This window comes from Synechococcus sp. CC9616 (assembly GCF_000515235.1).
In the GTDB taxonomy this organism is placed as follows: Bacteria; Cyanobacteriota; Cyanobacteriia; order PCC-6307; family Cyanobiaceae; genus Parasynechococcus.
The window spans coordinates 1730951-1749314 of the sequence record NZ_KI911558.1 but is presented as its reverse complement, the minus strand read 5'-3'; the positions used below and the strand labels follow the sequence as shown (position 1 = coordinate 1749314).

The following is an 18364-nucleotide window of genomic DNA, read 5'->3' as shown; positions in this document are numbered from 1 at the left end:
CAAAGATGAGCGAAGAACGCTCCGCTGGCCCATGAAGGCCCGCTCATTCCTCACAGTCATCGCAGGGGTGTTGTTGGCGCTGCTGCTGCTTGCGCTCGCCCTGCTTTGGGGAGTGGATCGGCGCAGTCCCCTGCGACTGGCCAGCCAGCCTCTGGAGTTGCCGCGTGCGGCGCGCTTTGTCCCCAGGGAGGCGGATCTTTCGCTGCACTGGCTGGCTGATCCCGTGCGTCTGCCGGCCTACGTGCAGGCGGTGTCACAGCCATCGGAGCGCCGCGCATCCCGAGATGCCGCACGCCGTTGGCGGGATGGGGTGTTCGCTCTGGCAGGCCTTGATTTCGATCGGGAGCTGGCGGCATGGCTGGGGCCGGAACTGAGTCTCACGCTCATTGACCCCGGCGATTCTGGTGGGTCGCCCGGTTGGGTGCTGGCGCTCACCAGCCGGGACAGTGATGGGGCCAGACGTTTCCTGCAGCGTTTCTGGCAGACGCGCAGCCTGGCCGGTACGGACCTGCAGGTGAGTCGCTATCGGGGCATGGGCCTGATCAGTGGCCGTGGTGCTCTTCTCGGCCGCGAGCCCCAGCCGCTGGCGACGGCCCTGATTGATGACGATCTGCTCCTGCTCGCTTCTGGCCGCGGCGTGTTGGAGACCGCCTTAGATGTTTCTCAGCTGCAGGATCAGCATCAACTTGGCGATGCCAGGCTGCAGCAGGAGCTGTCTGCTCTTGGCGATGGGGTTGCGCTGCTGACGGCGTCACCCCGAGCTCTGCAGAACTGGCTTCAGTTGCCACCTGTTCTCGCCGAGCGCCGAGATCTCACAGGATTGGTTGCGGCGTTACAGCCCCAGGGCACGGATTTGGCGGTGGAGGCCAGGCTGCGGTTCCGGGATCGATGGGAGATGCCTCCCTGGGCGCCGCTACAGGATCTCGCCTCCGATGCCGGTGGTCGCGCAGCGTGGCTGGCCTCGTTGCAGGATCCAGCGCGCTTGCTGGCCCTCGATGAGTCCCACCCCTTCAGTCAATGGTTTGGTCCGCTGCTGAGGACGCAGCTCAACAACCAATCAGCGCTGGAGTCGATCATCGGTCGCGATGACGGTCCTCTGCTGTGGCTCCAGCAGGAGGCGGGCTGGTTGCTTGCCAGTCGTTCCGGGCATCCTGATTTGGACGCGGTCAAAGCCGATCTCGAGGCGGATGGTCTCGCCCGTTCCCAGCTCGCTGGCGATGAGGAAAAGCTGCAGGTTTGGACTCGCCTGGTGCGCCAGCGCGGCAATGGCGACGGCTTGCAGGCCCAGCTGGCTGTGGCAATGGCCCAGGAGGCCGGACGTCACTGGTGGGGGGAAACGCTTGAGGCTCTGCAGGGACGCCAAGACCATCGAGGCTTGCAACCAAGGCTGCAGCAGTTGCAGCAGCTCAAGCTGGATCATGCGCCGACGCAGGTTCTGCTGTTGGATTCGGACCCGGCCCAGCGGCTGATGGCCCGCTGGCGCCCCTGGATCACGCTCCAGGCTCTGGCTGGTCAGCCCCTGCAGTCCAGGGTGCGCGGCCTTGTGCTTGCAGCTGAATCCGCTGGTCAAGATGAGCAGGAACCGGTGCTGCCCCTGCATGCCCGCCTCGAACTCGGTTGACCTGCTGTTGTTGCGTCATGGGATTGCTGAGGAGCGTCTTGATGGGCTCGATCATCCAGACAGGGCGCTGACCGCCAGGGGCCAGCGCCGCGCGCATGCTGTGGCCAGTGCCCTTGTCCAGCGCGGTGTGCAGGTCGATCGTCTGATCACCAGTCCTTACCAACGCGCTTTGGAAACGGCTCAGATTGCTGTGGGTGCTGGTCTGGCGCCGATGCTTGAGCTTCATCAGGCTCTCCTGCCCGGTGGAGACGTCCTCGCGTTGGTTCGCCAGCTCACGGGACGGGTTTGTTTGGTCGGCCATGAACCAGATCTGAGTTGGCTGGCCTCCGACCTGCTCGGGCTGCCATCCAGAGCCATTGCCCTGAAGAAGGCCGGCCTGATCCACGTGCATGGTTTTGATTGCCATTGGGAGCTGCAGGCTTTGCTGCGCCCGGCCTTGCTGCTCGATCCCGTGAAGGCCTGAACCGTCCGGCCTAGGTTTTCTTTAGAGGTAACAGGGCGGTGGCTCAACAGCAGTCAGGCGAACTGCGCCATGCGCGCACTGGAATCGAACTCAGGCCAGGTCTCGATGGGGTCCCTGCCACCCAATCGGCGATCTGCGATATCGAGGGACAGGAGGGCCTGCTCACGTATCGAGGGTTTCCCATTGCTGAGCTGGCGACCAACAGCAGCTTCCTTGAGACCGCCTTCCTGCTGATCTGGGGTGAACTGCCAACCCGGGACCAGCTCGCTGACTTTGAGCATCAGGTGCAGATGCACCGGCGCGTCAGTTTCCGGGTGCGGGACATGATGAAGTGCTTCCCGGCGACGGGACATCCGATGGATGCCCTGCAGTCCAGCGCCGCCTCGCTTGGGTTGTTTTATTCGCGCCGAGCGATCGATGACCCGCAGTACATCTATGACGCCGTTGTGCGTCTGATCGCGAAGATCCCGACGATGGTGGCGGCCTTCCAGCTGATACGGAAAGGCCAAGACCCGATTCAACCCAGGGATGATCTCGCCTACTCGGCCAATTTCCTGTACATGCTCACCGAGCGTGAACCGGATCCGCTGGCCGCAAGGATTTTTGATCGCTGTCTGATCCTCCATGCGGAGCACAGCCTCAATGCCAGCACCTTCAGTGCCCGGGTCACCGCCAGCACCCTCACCGATCCTTATGCGGTTGTGGCTTCCGCCGTTGGCACCCTGGCCGGACCTCTCCATGGCGGCGCCAATGAGGATGTTCTGGCGATGCTCGAGCAGATCGGTTCTCCCGCCAATGCGGGCGCTTATCTCGACGAAGCCATTGCGGCAAAGCGCAAGATCATGGGCTTCGGTCACCGTGAATACAAGGTGAAGGATCCCCGTGCGGTCATCCTGCAATCACTTGCCGAGGAAATGTTTGCCCGCTTCGGACACGATGCGTTGTACGACGTCGCCCGTGCCCTCGAGCAGGAGGCGGAATCCCGTCTTGGTGCCAAGGGGATCTATCCGAATGTCGACTTCTATTCGGGTTTGGTTTATCGAAAGCTGGGCATTCCAAGGGATCTGTTCACCCCTGTTTTTGCCATCTCGAGGGTGGCCGGCTGGCTTGCTCACTGGCGTGAGCAGTTGGGTGCGAACCGCATCTTCCGTCCGTCCCAGATCTATTCGGGTTCCGAACCTCGCGCTTGGATCCCCATCAATGAGCGTCCCCAGGCTTCGGCCGCTTAAGTTGCAGGAACTTCAGGCAACGCAATGGTGAGCCCGGGACTGGACCTCGAACTGAGCTTCAGCCAGGCCATGCAGGGACTTGGACTGTCTGCTCAGGCAGCACGCCTGCTCTGGCTGCCCCTGCCGATGCTTTTGGTGCTGGTCGCCGCCGTGGTCGGTGTTCTGGTGTCGGTTTGGCTGGAACGCAAGATTTCCGCTGCTGTTCAGCAGCGCATCGGTCCTGAATATGCCGGTGCTCTCGGCATTCTTCAGCCCCTGGCCGATGGTCTCAAGCTGTTGGTCAAGGAAGACATCATTCCGGCCAGGGCTGACAGCCTGCTGTTCACTCTGGGCCCGGTCCTAGTGGTCGTCCCGGTGATTGTGTCCTGGCTGATCATTCCGTTCGGTCAGAACCTGTTGATCAGCAATGTCGGAGTCGGAATCTTTCTGTGGATCGCTTTCAGCAGCATCCAACCGATCGGATTGTTGATGAGTGGATATGCCTCGAACAACAAATATTCCCTGCTGGGAGGCCTGAGGGCCGCTGCCCAGTCGATCAGCTACGAAATTCCTCTGGCTCTTGCGGTGCTGGCAATCGTGATGATGAGCAACTCACTCAGCACGGTTGACATCGTTGGCCAGCAGACCGGTGCCGGCATCCTGAGCTGGAACATCTGGCGGCAGCCGGTGGGTTTTCTGATCTTCTGGATCTGCGCACTGGCCGAATGTGAGCGCCTGCCGTTCGACCTTCCTGAGGCGGAGGAGGAACTGGTGGCCGGTTACCAGACCGAGTACGCCGGCATGAAATTCGCCCTCTTCTACCTCGCCGGTTACATCAACCTCGTGCTCTCGGCCGTGTTGGTGTCGGTCCTCTATCTGGGTGGATGGGGGTTCCCGATTCCAGTGGAGTGGCTCGCCGGCTGGCTTGGTCAGCCCATCGATGCCCCAGTTGTGCAGGTGATCACAGGGTCCGTTGGCATTGTGATGACCGTGCTGAAGGCCTATCTGCTGGTGTTTGTGGCCATCCTCCTGCGCTGGAGTACTCCCCGTGTGCGCATCGACCAGTTGCTTGATCTCGGCTGGAAATTTCTCTTGCCTCTGTCGCTGGTCAACCTGCTGGTGACGGCAGCGTTAAAGCTGGCATTCCCAGTTGCTTTTGGCGGCTGACCCTCTCGCCAGCCTCTGTGCCGTCATCATGGGCGCAGGTTCCTGACGTTCCTCCTCCACGTCTCCAAAGTCCATGTTCGGATTTCTCAGACAGGTCGGTGATTACACGCGCGATGCGGTCGATGCCGCGCGCAATCTCGCCCAGGGCTTTTCGGTCACCTTCGATCACATGAAGCGCCGTCCGGTCACGGTGCAGTATCCCTACGAGAAGCTCATTCCTTCCGAGCGTTATCGCGGACGGATTCACTACGAGTTCGATAAGTGCATCGCCTGTGAGGTCTGTGTTCGCGTCTGTCCCATCAACCTTCCGGTGGTTGATTGGGTGATGAACAAGGCCACGAAGAAAAAGGAGCTGCGGAACTATTCGATCGACTTCGGCGTTTGCATTTTCTGCGGAAATTGCGTGGAGTATTGCCCAACAAACTGCCTCTCGATGACCGAGGAGTACGAGTTGGCAGCCTTCGATCGTCACAGCCTCAATTACGACAATGTCGCTCTTGGTCGCCTGCCCACCAGCGTCACCACGGATCCATCGGTTCGCCCCCTGAGAGAGCTGGCTTACCTGCCTGCCGGAGAGATGTCACCACACGGTGTGGCTCCGGATCGGCCTCGGGCCGGGAAACTGCCGGCGCAAGTGCTTGAAACTCTGGAACCACCCAAACCATCCAGGTCTGAGGATGCAGGACAATCAGCCGATCAAGCGGAGGAGGCTGAGGGATGACCATCGCTGGAACCACTGAGCTCATTTGTTTCGTGGTGCTCTCTGCCGTCGTCGTGGCTGGAGCCCTCGGTGTTGTTCTGCTCAGCAACATCGTCTACTCAGCGTTTCTGCTGGGCGGCGTGTTCATGGCAGTGGCTGGGCTCTACCTGCTCCTGAATGCCAGTTTCGTTGCGGCAGCTCAGGTGCTCGTCTACGTGGGAGCCATCAACGTTCTGATCCTGTTCGCGATCATGCTTGTGAACAAACGCGAGGATCTCAAAGCGATTGATCGTCTCAATCTTCGGCGTTTCGTTTCTGCAGGTGTCTGCTTTGGGCTCTTAGCCCTGCTCGTGCGCGTCATCGTCACGACCCCATGGTCCTTGCCCGGTCCTCCGGTTGTTGGAGAGGAGGCCACGGCCAGGATCGGTGAGCACCTGTTCACGGATTACCTGCTTCCTTTCGAAGTCGCTTCGGTTCTCCTGCTGATGGCCATGATTGGCGCCATAGTTCTCGCCCGTCGCGATGTGCTGGCCACGGATGTGGCCACCGGAGAAGCCGCTGATCAGGGCCTGATTGAAAAAGCCCGTACGCCTCTCCTGCTCGACCGCCGCCCCTCCTGAGCCCCTGCCTCGATCGATGAACGACTTTGTTTCCGGACTTCCTTCCCTTCAGGCATACCTGCTCCTGGCGGCGCTGTTGTTCTGCATCGGTGTCTGGGGTTTGATCAACAGTCGCAACGCTGTTCGGGTGTTGATGAGTATCGAACTGATGCTCAATGGTGTGAATATCAACCTCATGGCCTTTTCCTCATACGTGGATGGCGATCTCATCCGAGGTCAGGTGTTTGCCGTGTTTGTGATCACTGTGGCTGCAGCTGAGGCAGCGGTTGGGCTCGCCATCCTGCTGTCGCTTTACCGCAACCGAGTTACGGTTGATATGGAACAGTTCAACCTGCTCCGCTGGTAATCGCCATCCAACGGGTCCATGCGTCTTGAGCGGGTCTGGGTGATCTACCGGGCCGAAAGCCAGCCGGCCCAGAGAGAAGCACGTCAATGTGCTGCTGAGCTTCAGAACCTCGGTATCCACGTGGTCACAGCCATGTCAGGGGCCCGGGTGAATCCCTTCCCCGGTCTGCTGGCCAATGAGGACTCCATGCCGGATCTGGCTGTGGTTCTCGGAGGGGATGGAACAGTTCTTGGTGCTGCTCGCCATCTTGCTGTTCATGACATTCCTATCCTCAGCATCAATGTCGGCGGGCATCTGGGTTTTCTGACCCACGACAAACGTGTGTTGCAAGGTGATGAAATCTGGCAGCGATTGCTGAATGACCAATTTGCGATTGAACGCCGTTTGATGCTGCAGGCGATGGTGGATCGTCGATCTGCTGAGGAACGGGCTGATTCACCGGCGTTGCTTCAGCAACCGGATATTGAGGACGACGAAGAACATCACTGGGCTCTCAACGACTTCTATCTGAGGGCCTATCGCGATGAGATTTCTCCCACATGCACGCTCGAGCTGGAGATCGATGGTGAGGTTGTCGATCAGATGCGTGGTGATGGACTGATCCTCTCCACTCCGACAGGATCCACCGGTTATGCCCTGGCGGCTGGAGGACCGATCCTCCATCCAGGGATCGAGGCAATGGTGGTGGCTCCGATTTGCCCGATGAGCCTTTCAAGCCGAACGCTCGTTGTGCCCCCCCGAGCCAGGTTGGTGATCTGGCCCCTGGGTGATGCTGATCACCGCATCAAGCTGTGGAAGGACGGTGTTGGCTGCACCGTGATGGAGCCTGGCGAATGTTGTGTGGTGCAGCAGGCCCGTCACCATGCCCTGATGGTTCTGCTGAATCAGAGCCCTTCGTACTACCGCACCCTCGCCCACAAACTGCACTGGGCCAGCAGTCTCACGGCAAGTCAGCCCTCCCCGAACTAGACATGGCACTGGAGATCGAGCGCCGCTTTCTGGTCACGGGTGACGATTGGAGATCGCTTGCAGGACCACCGCAGACGCTGCGCCAGGGATATCTGGCCTCGAGTGCTGAGGGAATCACAGTGCGCATTCGGATGAAGAGCGATGGCTTGGCCTGGCTCACGTTGAAGGCCGCCGCAGATTCCAGTGGCATCGCCCGCCATGAGTTCGAATATTCGATCCCAGCTGATGACGCGGAAGCTCTCTGGGCGCTGGCCCCCCACCGCCTTGAGAAGACCCGTTACGCCCTTGAGCTCGAGGGTGGTGACTGGGTGGTGGATTGCTTTTCCGGCAATAATGCTCCGTTGGTTCTGGCGGAGGTTGAACTGGACCGAGCTGATCGGGCCCTCAGGTTGCCGAACTGGTGCGGCAAGGAGCTGACCGGGGAGTCCCGCTGGGCCAATGCCGTCCTGGCTTCTCAGCCGCTAACTAGCTGGTCAGCGCAGGAGCGTCGTCGTTTTGGCCTGCTCTGACACAACAGTGGATCCGTCTTTCGATTTCCTTTAGATTTACAGGAACTCAGTCCTCGCGGCTTTTGGCCATGGTCGGTCTCTACGACAGAGAAGGCATGCTCCGATTCGTGGGCAACAGCCTTGAGGCTTGTCTGGATTACGCCGCGCTGTTTGAGATTCCGCTCTCCCCCAGCTCATTGCAGACCCTGCCGGAGCCAGCGGCCATCAGGGTTCGTGGTGCTCAGCCTCGGGGAGGGCGCAGCAGTTGAATCCATCGCGGCAGATCCTGCCGTTGTCCATCGCCCAGTTCAACAGCGCCACGCGATTCTTTGAACCGGTTTTGGTGAAGACGTTGCTCACGTGGTTATCCACCGTCCGCTTGCTGATGGTGAGCTTGTCAGCAATCTCCTGATTGGTGAGGCCTTCAGCAACCAATTCGATAATTTCGATTTCCCGGGTGGACAGGGAAATGTTGAGGGGATCGGACGATTCAGCGGATGTCATGGTCCACACGCCCCTTTGCGCCAATGCTAGGCCCCGAATCCACATTGATCCTCCATAGTGAATTGCCGAAACGGAACAGGGTTTGAAGACGGCGCTACAGCGCGTTTTAGAAGCAGGGAAAGCCGCGATCACTGCGGAGGTGATGCCGCCTCGTGGGGCTGATCCTGTCCATACCTTGGCTATGGCAACCGATCTGAGTGGGCGTGTTCATGCCATCAACGTGACCGATGGCAGTCGGGCGGTGATGCGGATGAGCAGCCTTGCCGTGTGTCGGTTGCTGCTCGATGCCGGCCTGGAGCCGGTGTGGCAACTTGCATGTCGCGATCGCAATCGCATCGCGCTTCAGTCGGATCTGCTCGGAGCCCATGCGCTTGGGATCCGAAATCTTCTCTGCCTGACGGGCGATCCGGTCAAAGCCGGAGATCAGCAGACGGCTCGCCCTGTGAATGAGTTCGAGTCCGTGAAGCTGCTGGGTCAGGTGGACGCCTTCAATCGCGGCGAAGATCCCAACGGGGGCTCACTGGCAGATGGCGCGACCGAGCTGTTCGCTGGATGTGCGGCCGATCCCCAATCCCGGAGCTGGAGCGGACTGCAGCGACGACTGATGCGCAAACGCGAGGCTGGCGCCCGCTTCGTTCAGACGCAGATGGTGATGGATCCGCAGGCTCTGGAGCGTTTTCAGAAGGAACTGGCAGGGCCGATGGAGATACCCGTGCTCGCTGGCGTGTTTCTGCTGAAGTCGGCGAAGAATGCACGATTCATCAACCGTGTGGTGCCGGGTGCCTGCATCCCTGAAGAGTTGATCTCCCGTTTGGAAGGCGCTCCAAATCCAGCCGAGGAAGGCGTGGCGATTGCCTCTGAACAGGTGCGCCGTTACACCGGCATTGTTCAGGGAGTGCACCTCATGGCCATCAAGGCAGAGGAGAGAATTCCCCTGATTCTTGAGATGGCTGGTTTCAGCTCGCTGCCGGGGTGAGGTCGGTTCCCAGCAGTTCTGCCATGGCTTTCTGCTGTGGAGAGGGCTCCACCAGGTCCTGACGGCGGGCATCGGTGATCAGCCAGTCCAGAGCCGCTTCTTGAAGATCGAAGTGGTCCCCATCCTTGCCAACGCAGTAGCGGCCGAACACAAGCTTCTCAAGCAATTGCACCCCTGCGCCGATGCGTGAGTAGTCAAAGATGATCGAGTTATCAATCACGGCCCCTTCACAGATGTGGCAGCTGGGGCCAATCATTGATGGCCCAATGATGGTCGCTCCATCTTCGATTTTGGTCATGCCACCCACGTACACAGGGCCGGTGACATTGATCTTGTTCCAATCCGCTGCGACGTTCAGACCGGCGTAAACACCAGGACGAACTTCCTTGCCTGGAATTTCAACCTGACGCACATCCCCTAGAAGCACACTTCGGATGGCCTGCCAGTAATCAGGAACCTTGCCGATGTCCACCCATTCAAAATCCATGGGGATGGCATAAAAGGGTGCACCGATTGATGCCAACTTCGGAAACAGATCCGAGCCGATGTCGAACGAAACACCGGAAGGGATGTGATCAAAAATTTCCGGTTCGAAGATGTAGATACCCGTGTTGATCGTGTCGCTGAGGGCTTCATCAACCTTCGGCTTTTCCTGGAAATGAGAGATTCTGTCTTCATCGTCAGTCACGACAACGCCGTAGCTGCTCACCTGATCTTTGGGAACTCTCTTGGTGACCAGACTGGCCAGTGCACCCTTCTCGCGATGTCGTCGCACCGCTTCGGTGAGGTCCAGATCAATCAGAGCATCGCCGCACATCACGACGAAGGTGTCGTCGAAGAAGTGTTGAAAATCCTGAATCTTCTTCAGTCCGCCAGCTGATCCCAGGGCGTTGCCGATCAGCTCACCATCTTCAATGCAGCCCTCAAAGCTGTAAGCGATCTCCACGCCAAAGCGTTGACCGTCCCGAAAATAATTTTCAATTTCTTCGGCCAGGTGAGAGACATTCACCATCACTTCTTTGAACCCGTGCTCCTTGAGCAGCTCAAGGAGGAATTCCATCACCGGCTTCTGCAGGATGGGAATCATGGGTTTGGGGATCACATGGGTGATCGGCTGAACCCTCGTCCCTTTGCCAGCCGCAAGGATCATCGCCTTCATAGGCGTTGCAGGCTCCACAAGATGTCGAACATTAAACCGTGCTTCAGGCCGCCACGGGGCCGCTGGTCGGCACTGAAGCTGGCACGTCGAGATTGCTGATCGGCAATTGCGTTACGGATCCGGCCGCCGGAATCCTGCGCAGCCGTAAGGGGGCATGTAGCCACTCCAGTTGTTCCAGCTCCACCCGTCCCTGGGAGGACAAAAACAACAGAGCCCAAAACACGCCAACCCGATCGGTGTCGAGGTCTGCTGCAGCGGCATCGCGCCACTGGTCCACGAGAGCTTCGAAATCAAGCCAGTTCAGGGCCTCTTCCCAGCCGTTGAGAAAGACACCAAGGGCCGCGGTTGTTTCCGGCAGCTTTTCACGGTGAGCCAGGTTGGCCACCTGGGCGATGGCTTCACGATCGCTGTAGCGCTTCTGACGCTGGCGCCGTTTCTGTTGGAGCTCATCGGATTCCAGTTGCTCCGCGATCGATTCCAGCTGTTCGATCAGCTCGCCAAGGGTGACCGGCCGCCGTAATGGCGGCGGTGCCACAGGACGGCGCTGCAGATGACGCTCGGGACGTCGCGGCAGGTCGAAGGCAGGATCCAACCAACCTTGATCCTCGAATTCAGCGTCAAAGCCCTCTTCGATCTCCGGTGCCGGGGGAAGAACGCTGGCTTCAAGCAGTTCCGCCTTCAGTCCAACGAGGACGGAGGCCGCCAGAAAGGCTTCGCTGCTGTCGGCGAGATCGCGTTCGTAACTGCCTCCGCGGCCGGCGATGGCAGCGGCAACCTGTTTCGGTACGGCGATTCGTTGGCTGAGCTGATCGAGAAAGCCGTCAATGACAGCGATGACATCAACATCCCAGGGGTCGAGTTCACCACTTTCAGCGGCATCTTGAAGCAGACGGATGGCCAGACGGGCGCCGACATCAGCTCCAGCGCTCGCTCCCGTCTGTTGCAAGGGGTGTCTCTCACTGGCCGAAAGCTATCGATCACGACCCCTCCATGCCAGTCGGCAGCAGGGATCCAACTCAATTGTCAGCTGAATCCGTTGGCTCAGTGCTGCTCGCCGTGGTGGCAGGTAGCAGGCCCAGCTGGGTCTCCACCGTGGAGCGATAACGGCTGAGATCGCTTTCCAGCTCTTGAATCTGGACCTGCTGCGCCTCGACCTCGCTGGCATTGCTGAGTTGATCCACATTGGTGAGCATGCCGGTCCAGGCAGCAAAGAACCAGGCGGATACCGCTCCGATACCCGCAACCAGAAGTAGCAATCCAGCCAGTGGCATGGTCTGCTGAACGCCTGGCAGGAGATGGACCGTTGTCGCCGTGGTGTTCTCCAGGGTGAAGAACACCATCAACAGTCCAAAGGCAAAGATCAGGCCGAAATTGATCTGGCGCATGGGGGTGCTGATGGTCGGAAAGAACTTACGGAGTTCTTCCGATCTGATCCCTCAGTTCAGCTCAACTCACGCACTTATTCATCAGCCAGGCAGCTCCGGGGCCTTGAGCAGGGCCGGCACGGACGGCTGACTTCGGATGATCGGAGCGGTCGGCCGACTGATGCGTTCCATGGCGTCAACATCCCTGCTCACCAAGGCTTCGATCGAGGAGCGATAGCTGTCGGTCATCAGGCGGGGATAGAGACCAATCCCGATGATCGGAACGAGAAGGCAATCGATGATATATACCTCGCGGGGCTCGGCATCCACCAGGTTGGTGTGGGAGACAAGATCAGCGCGCTCTTTGCCGAAGAAGATCTCCCTCAGCATCGAAAGCAGATAAATCGGCGTGAGCACCACACCAACGGCCGCGAGGCCACAGATCACGATGCGGAACGGAAGGGTGTAAGCCTCGTCTGTGGCCAGGCCGGCAAACACCATCAGCTCACTCACGAAGCCACTCATGCCGGGAAGGGCGAGCGATGCCAGTGAGCAAACGGTCCAGAGGGCGAACATCACGCGCATCTTCTGGCCCACGCCTCCCATTTCATCGAGTTGGAGGGTGTGGGTTCGGTCGTAGGTGGCCCCCACCAAGAAGAACAAACTGGCGCCGATCAGTCCATGACTGATCATCTGGAGCATGGCCCCACTGGTGCCAAGGGCACTGAAACTGCCGATGCCGATCAGCACAAAGCCCATATGACTGATGGAGCTGTAGGCGATCTTGCGCTTCAGGTTTCTTTGGGCGAACGAGGTGAGCGCCGCGTAGATGATGTTGACGACACCAAGAACAATCAACAGCGGTGCGAACTGTGAATGTGCGGCTGGAAGCAATTCACAGTTGAAGCGCAGCAAGGCATAGCCGCCCATTTTCAGCAGGATGCCTGCGAGGAGCATGTGAACCGGCGCCGTTGCTTCCCCGTGAGCATCCGGGAGCCAGGTATGCAGGGGAACAATTGGCAATTTCACGCCAAAGGCGATCAACAGGGCGGCGTAGCAGAGCAGCTGAAAGCCCGTTCCGAAATCCTTGGCAGCGAGAGTGGTGTACTCGAAGTTCGGTGTTCCGCCGCCGAAGAATCCCATCGCCAGTGCGGCCAAAAGAATGAACAGGGAGCTGCCAGCGGTGTAGATGATGAATTTCGTCGCTGCGTACTGACGTTTCTTGCCTCCCCAGATGGCCAGCAGCAGATAGACCGGGATCAGTTCCAGCTCCCAGGCTAGGAAGAACAACAACATGTCCTGGACGGCGAAGACGGCGATCTGGCCGCCATCCATCGCCAGCAGCAGGAAGTAGAACAGCTTCGGTTTGAAGCTCACAGGCCAAGCCGCCAGGCAGGCCAGCGTGGTGATGAAACTGGTCAGCAGGATGAGGGGCATCGACAAACCGTCGGCGCCAACGGCCCATGTCAGCCCGAGGTCCGGCAGCCAGCTGACGCGCTCGGCCAGTTGCAGGCCGCTGAGGCTTGGGTCATAGCCGTTCAGGTAGGCAGCAACGGTGATCAGAAAGGTCACCAACGTGATGCCGAGTGAATACCAGCGAACCTGGCGTCCATTCCCGGAATCCGGAATGAACGGAACCAGCAAAGCCCCCACGATCGGGAAAAGAATTGAGAGGCTTAGCCAGGGAACGGTCGCGTTCACAGGCTCTGTCAGCCCGGCGACTGCAAACTCGATCACTGCTGTCCCAGCACTCCACTGATTGGACTGTAGAAATCACAGCCGGTGTGTCATCACCTCGATAGGCGATGACACACAGAAGCTCGATCAAGCGATGGGTCCACCCAGGACGCCGAACAGCACAACCAGCCCGATCACTCCTGCGAACACGATCAGTGCATAGAACTGGGCACGTCCGTTTTCGAGGTACTTCAAGCCCTCGCCACTTCCAAGGGTCAGCAGACCGGTCAGGTTTACAACTCCGTCAACGACCTTGGCGTCGACTTCGAGCACCTCACGCGCAAGTTTGCGGCTTCCTCTCACGAACAGTCGCTCGTTGATGGCGTCGAGATACCACTTGTTTGCGAGAAAGGCATTGATCACTGGAAAACGAGCCGCCACCAGCTGGCCCAGGTCGAGTTTGTGGAGGGCATAGGCCAGCACGGCGATGGTGATGCCAGTTGCGGAGATCGCCACGGATGCTCCAGCCAATGGCAGGAATTCCTCCCAGCTGAAATGCTCAGCCATCTCAACCGCTTCGGCCGGATTGAGCAGGGCCGCGAAGCGACTGTTCCAGGGGGCGCCGAGTAGCCCGATCAGGACGGAGGGAACTGCGAGAACGGCGAGAGGAGCCGTCATCGACCAGGCCGACTCATGCACGCTGCCACCGTGGGCGTGATGCTCATCGGGGTTCTTGCCTGCAGACACCAGAAGCTGGGTCTGCATGGCTTTGTCATTCCCGCGGAACTCTCCCTCAAAGGTGAGGAAATAGAGGCGGAACATATAGAAGTCCGTCATCCCAGCGGTGATGAAGCCCACCAGCCAGAGAAGGGGAAAGCTGTTGAACGCTTGCCCGAGAATTTCATCCTTGCTCCAGAAGCCAGCGAGGGGAGGAATTCCGCTAATCGCAACGCAACCGATCAGAAACGTGATGGCTGTGATCGGCATCTTCTTGCGCAAACCACCCATTAGGCGCATGTCCTGGGCAAGGGCCGGCTCATGGCCGACCACCTCTTCCATCGCATGGATGACGGATCCCGAGCCAAGGAAGAGCATGGCTTTGAAAAAAGCGTGGGTCACCAGGTGGAACAAGCCAGCCACCGGTGCACCGCATCCCATCGCCAGCATCATGTAGCCGAGCTGGGACACGGTGCTGTAGGCCAGTCCCTTCTTCAGGTCCATCTGGGTGAGAGCGATCGTCGCCCCCAGGAAGCAGGTGATGGTGCCCACCACGGCGATCATTGCCTGGATGGAGGGAAACAATCCATAGAGGGGATCCAGGCGAGCCACAAGAAACACCCCGGCCGCAACCATCGTGGCGGCGTGGATCAGAGCAGAGATGGGTGTGGGGCCCTCCATTGCATCCGGCAACCACACGTGCAGTGGGAACTGGGCTGACTTTGCCATCGGTCCCAGAAACACCAGGATGCAGAGAGCCAGGGCCGCCCACATCGGAACCGCTCCGGTGCTGAGTGCTTGCTGCAGGCCGTCTGCGATTCCCTGGAAATCGAAACTGCCCGTGGCCCAGAACAGGCCAAGGATGCCGAGCAGAAGGCCGAAGTCGCCGACGCGGTTCACAACAAAGGCCTTCTGGGCCGCGTGGGCCGCACCATCGCGGTCGTACCAGAAGCCGACCAGCAGATAGGAGCACATGCCCACCAGCTCCCAGAACACATAGATCTCAAGCAGGTTCGGGCTGATAATCAGCCCCAGCATTGAGCTGCTGAACAGCGCCAGATAGGTGAAAAAACGGACATAACCCTTGTCGTGGGCCATGTAGCCGTGGGAGTACACCATCACCAGCAGGGCGACGGTGGTCACCAGAGACAGCATCACTGCAGCCAGCGGATCCACCACGTAGCCCATGGGCAGGCTGAAGTTGCCGGCGCTCGCCCAGACAAACAGATGTTCAACAGCTGGAGCTCCAGCCAGTTGTCCTGCCAACACCGCATAACTGATGACCGCTGCAGCTCCGACGCAGGAGATCAGCAGCAGGGCAACCGGTTTGCGCAGTCGGTTGATCGTGCGATTGAAGCTGATCAGTCCCAAACCGGTGATCACCGCTCCAAGGAGCGGCAGCAGGGGGATCAGCCAAGCGAGTTCAGCAGCCGAAGACATCCGCTCCAGGCAGGGTTAATCGGAGTGTAGGCAGCTCAGCTCAGCAGTTTCTCGAGGCTGGAGTGCAACATCAGAGCACCGGCACTTGAGATGAAGCGATGGGACCACCAGAAAACAGCCACCGCAACAGCGATTCCGAGCTGGGCTGGTCGCAGAAACTCCTGCCATACCAGTGTTTGTCGCCCATCGAGCACGGCCTGGAAGGGCACCACTGAGGTGCTTGATCGCAGCTCTTCAAAGGCTTCGCCGAAGCGTGCGCGCAAGCGTCGGTCCCCATGCCAGACAGCGAAGAGGTGGTGAGCAATCAGTCCGATACAGGTCACCAACATGAAGCTGCTGCCAATCCAAAGCGCATGGGTCAGGCACCACAGAATCTGACCAACCGCCTGTGGATGCCGTGAAATGCGGATGATCCCCGTGGCGTAAAGACGCACTTGCGGTTTCAGCACCGCTGGAATCTCCAGAAGGTTGTACGTGGCTGGATAAAGGAACAGAAAGCTGATGGCTGTTCCCAGCCAAACCAGGGGCACCATGCCTGGTACGCCTTGAAGGTTCCAAAGCCGCAGTCCGTCATAGCGATGGGCCAGAAACCAGCCGATCACCACCACGGCTGATGGAATGCTCGCGGTCGCAAAGATCAGGCGCCAGGCCCTGGCCCCGATCAGGGCTTCAGCCTGGCTTCTCAGGGCAGCACCGCCACTGTGGATCACTGCGAACAACAGCAGCAGCAGCAGCATCACCAAACTGCTGTGTTGATCCGACATCGCCATCCAACCGTGAAGCCTGTTGATTCTGTTCCGTGAGGGGCGCTTACAGTCGCTGAGTCGTCAGCGAGCGAGCAGGTCACCATGGCCGATCTGCCGTTCACGCTTGATCAGCTGCGCATTCTGCGAGCGATTGTCAGCGAGGGCAGTTTCAAGAAAGCTGCCGACAGCCTCTACGTCACGCAGCCAGCCGTCAGTCTCCAGATCCAGAACCTGGAGAAGCAGCTGGAGGTCTCCCTGTTCGATCGAGGAGGTCGGAAGGCGCAGCTCACAGAGGCAGGCCATTTGCTGCTGAGTTACTGCGATCGCATCCTCAGCCAGTGTCACGAGGCATGTCGAGCACTCGAAGACCTGCACAACCTCAAAGGTGGTTCGCTGGTTGTTGGAGCAAGTCAGACCACAGGCACCTATCTGATGCCGCGCATGATCGGTCTGTTCCGCCAGAAATATCCCGATGTCGCGGTTCAGCTGCAGGTGCACAGCACGCGGCGTACCGGCTGGAGCGTTGCCAATGGACAGATCGATCTGGCGATTATTGGTGGGGAACTGCCGCAGGAACTGAACGAACTGCTGCAGGTGGTTCCCTATGCCAGCGACGAGCTGGCTTTGGTCCTGCCGGTCAAGCATCCCCTGGCCAGGCTTGTGGAGCTCACCAAGGAAGACCTCTACAGGCTCGGTTTTGTCTGCCTGGATGCGCAATCAACGACGCGCAAGATGGTGGATCAGCTGCTTGCCCGCTCCGGTCTCGATATTCAGCGTCTGCGCATCGAAATGGAGTTGAACTCCCTGGAAGCGATCAAAAATGCCGTGCAGGCCGGACTTGGCGCCGCCTTTGTTCCTGTTGTCTCGGTCGAGCGGGAGCTCGCGGCGGGAACGATTCATCGCCCGGTGGTGGCGGATCTTCAGGTTCGTCGACAGCTCAAGCTGATCACCCACCCAGCCCGTTACTGCTCACGGGCATCAGCGGCATTCCGGCAGGACGTCCTGCCGGTGTTTGCTAGCCCAGACAGCCCATTGCGACAAGGTCAGGTCGCTTAGAACCTGTCGGCTTCCGGTGTGACCCCGACAGTGTCATCTGCAATTCCCTTCATGATGAATTTGTTTTCGCTGACGTCGGTTTGGTAGACACAGCGCACGATGGGTTTGTCGCGAATCGAGCCGATATAGGCGAACGTATTCATCCGCTGCTTGCATTCCTTTTCCTGGGCAGGAGTGATCGCTCCCTCTCTGCGCAGCACAGACCAGTTCTCACGACGAATCACGCAGCCAGCCTGAAGAGCCGGCTGCGTGACGAAGCTGGTAACAGGTCGCATCGTTGTGTACATCTCAACGTCCATCACATAGGCGCTCGCGCCCCACTGCTGGCAGAACTCGGGATCAGGAACCGACATATCGAGCTGCTGACTGCTGGCGATGTTGCCCTGATCCCCTGCAGTTGTGCTGGTTACAGCACTGCCGATCCCGATTCCGACGATCAACACGCCTGCCAGAACGGCAACTGTGAGGGTGTTGAAACTGAAACCCGGTCCGCCTCCTGGGCCCCCTCCGGAGGCCGACGGGCGGCCGCCGGAGGGAGGTCGATTCCGTTCGTCTCGCTCGAAGCGTTCGAACCGGCTGTCGCGAGGATCACGGCTGTCGCGAGGATCACGGCTGTTGCGAGGGTCACGGCTGTCGCGAGGCCCCCGGCTGTCTCGTGGCCCCTGGCTGTCCCGTGGGCCTCTGCCGTAGAGGGATCGGTTCACAGCAGTTCCGGCGTGCGAGGCAGGCCCATGGAGTAATTGGTCACGCGTCCATCCGGGTTGTAGCTGAGCTCTCCGGCTTGCAGCAGCTGCCGGATGCTCCCTTCCAGCTCCGTACCGATCCGCCGCAGGCTGTAGTCGCTGAGCTCTCCACCGGCTCCGGCTTCCACCAGTTCTTTAAACCGGGTTTGGATGGACACAACAGCGCTGTCGGTCCAGAGAAATTCGTTGTCCGGGTCGAGATCCAACGTGAGTTGATCAGGATCCGGGATCAGATCCTCGTTCTCCACTCGGGCCGTGAACAGGCGGACGTGGCGAGTCGTGCACTTCAGCAGGGTGTCAGCCATGGCGCCGGTGGACAGTGGCTCGACTTTAAGGAGAAGACGAAGCCATCCACAACGACGCGGGATCCGAGCCTTTTAAGGTTGGTTTCATCTTTGGT

The 18364-nt window shown here is 59.5% G+C and carries 21 protein-coding genes; 12 read left to right on the top strand and 9 right to left on the bottom strand.

Annotated elements, in window-relative coordinates; translation table 11 throughout:
• The first annotated feature begins 31 nt into the window (after positions 1-31).
• The 10 genes from SYN9616_RS0110190 to SYN9616_RS16560 all read left to right on the top strand — a co-directional run bounded on the left by SYN9616_RS0110190 (position 32) and on the right by SYN9616_RS16560 (position 7851).
• Positions 32-1621 carry a DUF3352 domain-containing protein gene (locus SYN9616_RS0110190; protein WP_028952986.1) on the top strand — a complete coding sequence of 530 codons (1590 nt, stop codon included), beginning with the start codon at positions 32-34 and terminating at the stop codon, positions 1619-1621.
• Positions 1599-2084 (top strand): phosphohistidine phosphatase SixA, encoded by a 486-nt coding sequence (gene sixA, locus SYN9616_RS0110185; RefSeq protein ID WP_028952985.1) that lies wholly within the window; start codon positions 1599-1601, stop codon positions 2082-2084. The genes SYN9616_RS0110190 and sixA overlap by 23 nt, the downstream gene beginning before the upstream one ends.
• A 38-nt stretch (positions 2085-2122) precedes the next feature.
• Positions 2123-3313: a citrate synthase gene (locus SYN9616_RS0110180; RefSeq protein WP_028952984.1), complete on the top strand. Its 1191-nt coding sequence runs from the start codon at positions 2123-2125 to the stop codon at positions 3311-3313.
• A gap of 27 nt (positions 3314-3340) precedes the next feature.
• Positions 3341-4459, top strand: coding sequence for an NADH-quinone oxidoreductase subunit NuoH (gene nuoH, locus SYN9616_RS0110175; protein WP_198015171.1), 1119 nt, complete (start codon positions 3341-3343; stop codon positions 4457-4459).
• 73 nt (positions 4460-4532) lie between these two features.
• A complete protein-coding gene (gene ndhI / locus SYN9616_RS0110170; RefSeq protein ID WP_028952982.1) occupies positions 4533-5180 on the top strand; it encodes an NAD(P)H-quinone oxidoreductase subunit I in 648 nt (215 codons plus the stop codon).
• Positions 5177-5779: an NADH-quinone oxidoreductase subunit J gene (locus SYN9616_RS0110165; protein WP_028952981.1), complete on the top strand. Its 603-nt coding sequence runs from the start codon at positions 5177-5179 to the stop codon at positions 5777-5779. Before ndhI ends, SYN9616_RS0110165 begins: the two co-directional genes overlap by 4 nt.
• Before the next feature lie 16 nt (positions 5780-5795).
• Positions 5796-6125: an NADH-quinone oxidoreductase subunit NuoK gene (gene nuoK, locus SYN9616_RS0110160; RefSeq protein ID WP_028952980.1), complete on the top strand. Its 330-nt coding sequence runs from the start codon at positions 5796-5798 to the stop codon at positions 6123-6125.
• Between the two features lie 18 nt (positions 6126-6143).
• Positions 6144-7094 carry an NAD(+) kinase gene (locus SYN9616_RS0110155; protein ID WP_028952979.1) on the top strand — a complete coding sequence of 317 codons (951 nt, stop codon included), beginning with the start codon at positions 6144-6146 and terminating at the stop codon, positions 7092-7094.
• A 2-nt stretch (positions 7095-7096) separates the two neighbouring features.
• Positions 7097-7603 carry a CYTH domain-containing protein gene (locus SYN9616_RS0110150; RefSeq protein ID WP_028952978.1) on the top strand — a complete coding sequence of 169 codons (507 nt, stop codon included), beginning with the start codon at positions 7097-7099 and terminating at the stop codon, positions 7601-7603.
• Between the two features lie 95 nt (positions 7604-7698).
• The gene (locus SYN9616_RS16560; RefSeq protein ID WP_232200313.1) at positions 7699-7851 is read left to right on the top strand and encodes a hypothetical protein; all 153 of its coding nucleotides are present in this window, start codon (positions 7699-7701) and stop codon (positions 7849-7851) included.
• On the opposite strand, the gene SYN9616_RS0110145 is transcribed toward SYN9616_RS16560, so the two are convergent.
• Positions 7808-8086, bottom strand: a complete 279-nt coding sequence (locus tag SYN9616_RS0110145) for a LuxR C-terminal-related transcriptional regulator (protein WP_028952977.1) — start codon at positions 8084-8086, stop codon at positions 7808-7810. The two genes, SYN9616_RS16560 and SYN9616_RS0110145, sit on opposite strands and share 44 nt — an antisense overlap.
• An 82-nt stretch (positions 8087-8168) precedes the next feature.
• Between SYN9616_RS0110145 and SYN9616_RS0110140 the strand changes: the two genes are divergently transcribed.
• Positions 8169-9062: a methylenetetrahydrofolate reductase gene (locus SYN9616_RS0110140; RefSeq protein ID WP_028952976.1), complete on the top strand. Its 894-nt coding sequence runs from the start codon at positions 8169-8171 to the stop codon at positions 9060-9062.
• Here SYN9616_RS0110140 and SYN9616_RS0110135 read toward each other — a convergent pair.
• From SYN9616_RS0110135 to SYN9616_RS0110110, 6 genes are all read right to left on the bottom strand, one after another.
• A complete protein-coding gene (locus tag SYN9616_RS0110135; protein ID WP_028952975.1) occupies positions 9043-10221 on the bottom strand; it encodes an NDP-sugar synthase in 1179 nt (392 codons plus the stop codon). The two genes, SYN9616_RS0110140 and SYN9616_RS0110135, sit on opposite strands and share 20 nt — an antisense overlap.
• A 43-nt stretch (positions 10222-10264) precedes the next feature.
• Positions 10265-11167 carry a segregation/condensation protein A gene (locus tag SYN9616_RS0110130; protein ID WP_028952974.1) on the bottom strand — a complete coding sequence of 301 codons (903 nt, stop codon included), beginning with the start codon at positions 11165-11167 and terminating at the stop codon, positions 10265-10267.
• A 70-nt stretch (positions 11168-11237) separates the two neighbouring features.
• Positions 11238-11606 (bottom strand): lipopolysaccharide assembly protein LapA domain-containing protein, encoded by a 369-nt coding sequence (locus SYN9616_RS0110125; RefSeq protein ID WP_028952973.1) that lies wholly within the window; start codon positions 11604-11606, stop codon positions 11238-11240.
• Positions 11607-11687: 81 nt separating this feature from the next.
• Positions 11688-13322: an NAD(P)H-quinone oxidoreductase subunit 4 gene (locus tag SYN9616_RS0110120; protein ID WP_028952972.1), complete on the bottom strand. Its 1635-nt coding sequence runs from the start codon at positions 13320-13322 to the stop codon at positions 11688-11690.
• 87 nt (positions 13323-13409) lie between these two features.
• Positions 13410-15419, bottom strand: coding sequence for an NAD(P)H-quinone oxidoreductase subunit 5 (locus tag SYN9616_RS0110115; RefSeq protein ID WP_028952971.1), 2010 nt, complete (start codon positions 15417-15419; stop codon positions 13410-13412).
• A gap of 35 nt (positions 15420-15454) precedes the next feature.
• Positions 15455-16189: an NnrU family protein gene (locus SYN9616_RS0110110; RefSeq protein ID WP_028952970.1), complete on the bottom strand. Its 735-nt coding sequence runs from the start codon at positions 16187-16189 to the stop codon at positions 15455-15457.
• Between the two features lie 78 nt (positions 16190-16267).
• On the opposite strand from SYN9616_RS0110110, the gene SYN9616_RS0110105 reads away from it, so the two are divergent.
• Complete coding sequence (locus tag SYN9616_RS0110105; protein WP_028952969.1) at positions 16268-17221, top strand: LysR family transcriptional regulator; 954 nt, start codon at positions 16268-16270, stop codon at positions 17219-17221.
• On the opposite strand, the gene SYN9616_RS0110100 is transcribed toward SYN9616_RS0110105, so the two are convergent.
• The gene (locus SYN9616_RS0110100) at positions 17218-17925 is read right to left on the bottom strand and encodes a DUF3172 domain-containing protein (protein WP_028952968.1); all 708 of its coding nucleotides are present in this window, start codon (positions 17923-17925) and stop codon (positions 17218-17220) included. The two genes, SYN9616_RS0110105 and SYN9616_RS0110100, sit on opposite strands and share 4 nt — an antisense overlap.
• Positions 17922-18269 carry an NAD(P)H-quinone oxidoreductase subunit M gene (locus SYN9616_RS0110095; protein ID WP_028952967.1) on the bottom strand — a complete coding sequence of 116 codons (348 nt, stop codon included), beginning with the start codon at positions 18267-18269 and terminating at the stop codon, positions 17922-17924. The genes SYN9616_RS0110100 and SYN9616_RS0110095 overlap by 4 nt, the downstream gene beginning before the upstream one ends.
• Between the last annotated feature and the right edge of the window lie 95 nt (positions 18270-18364).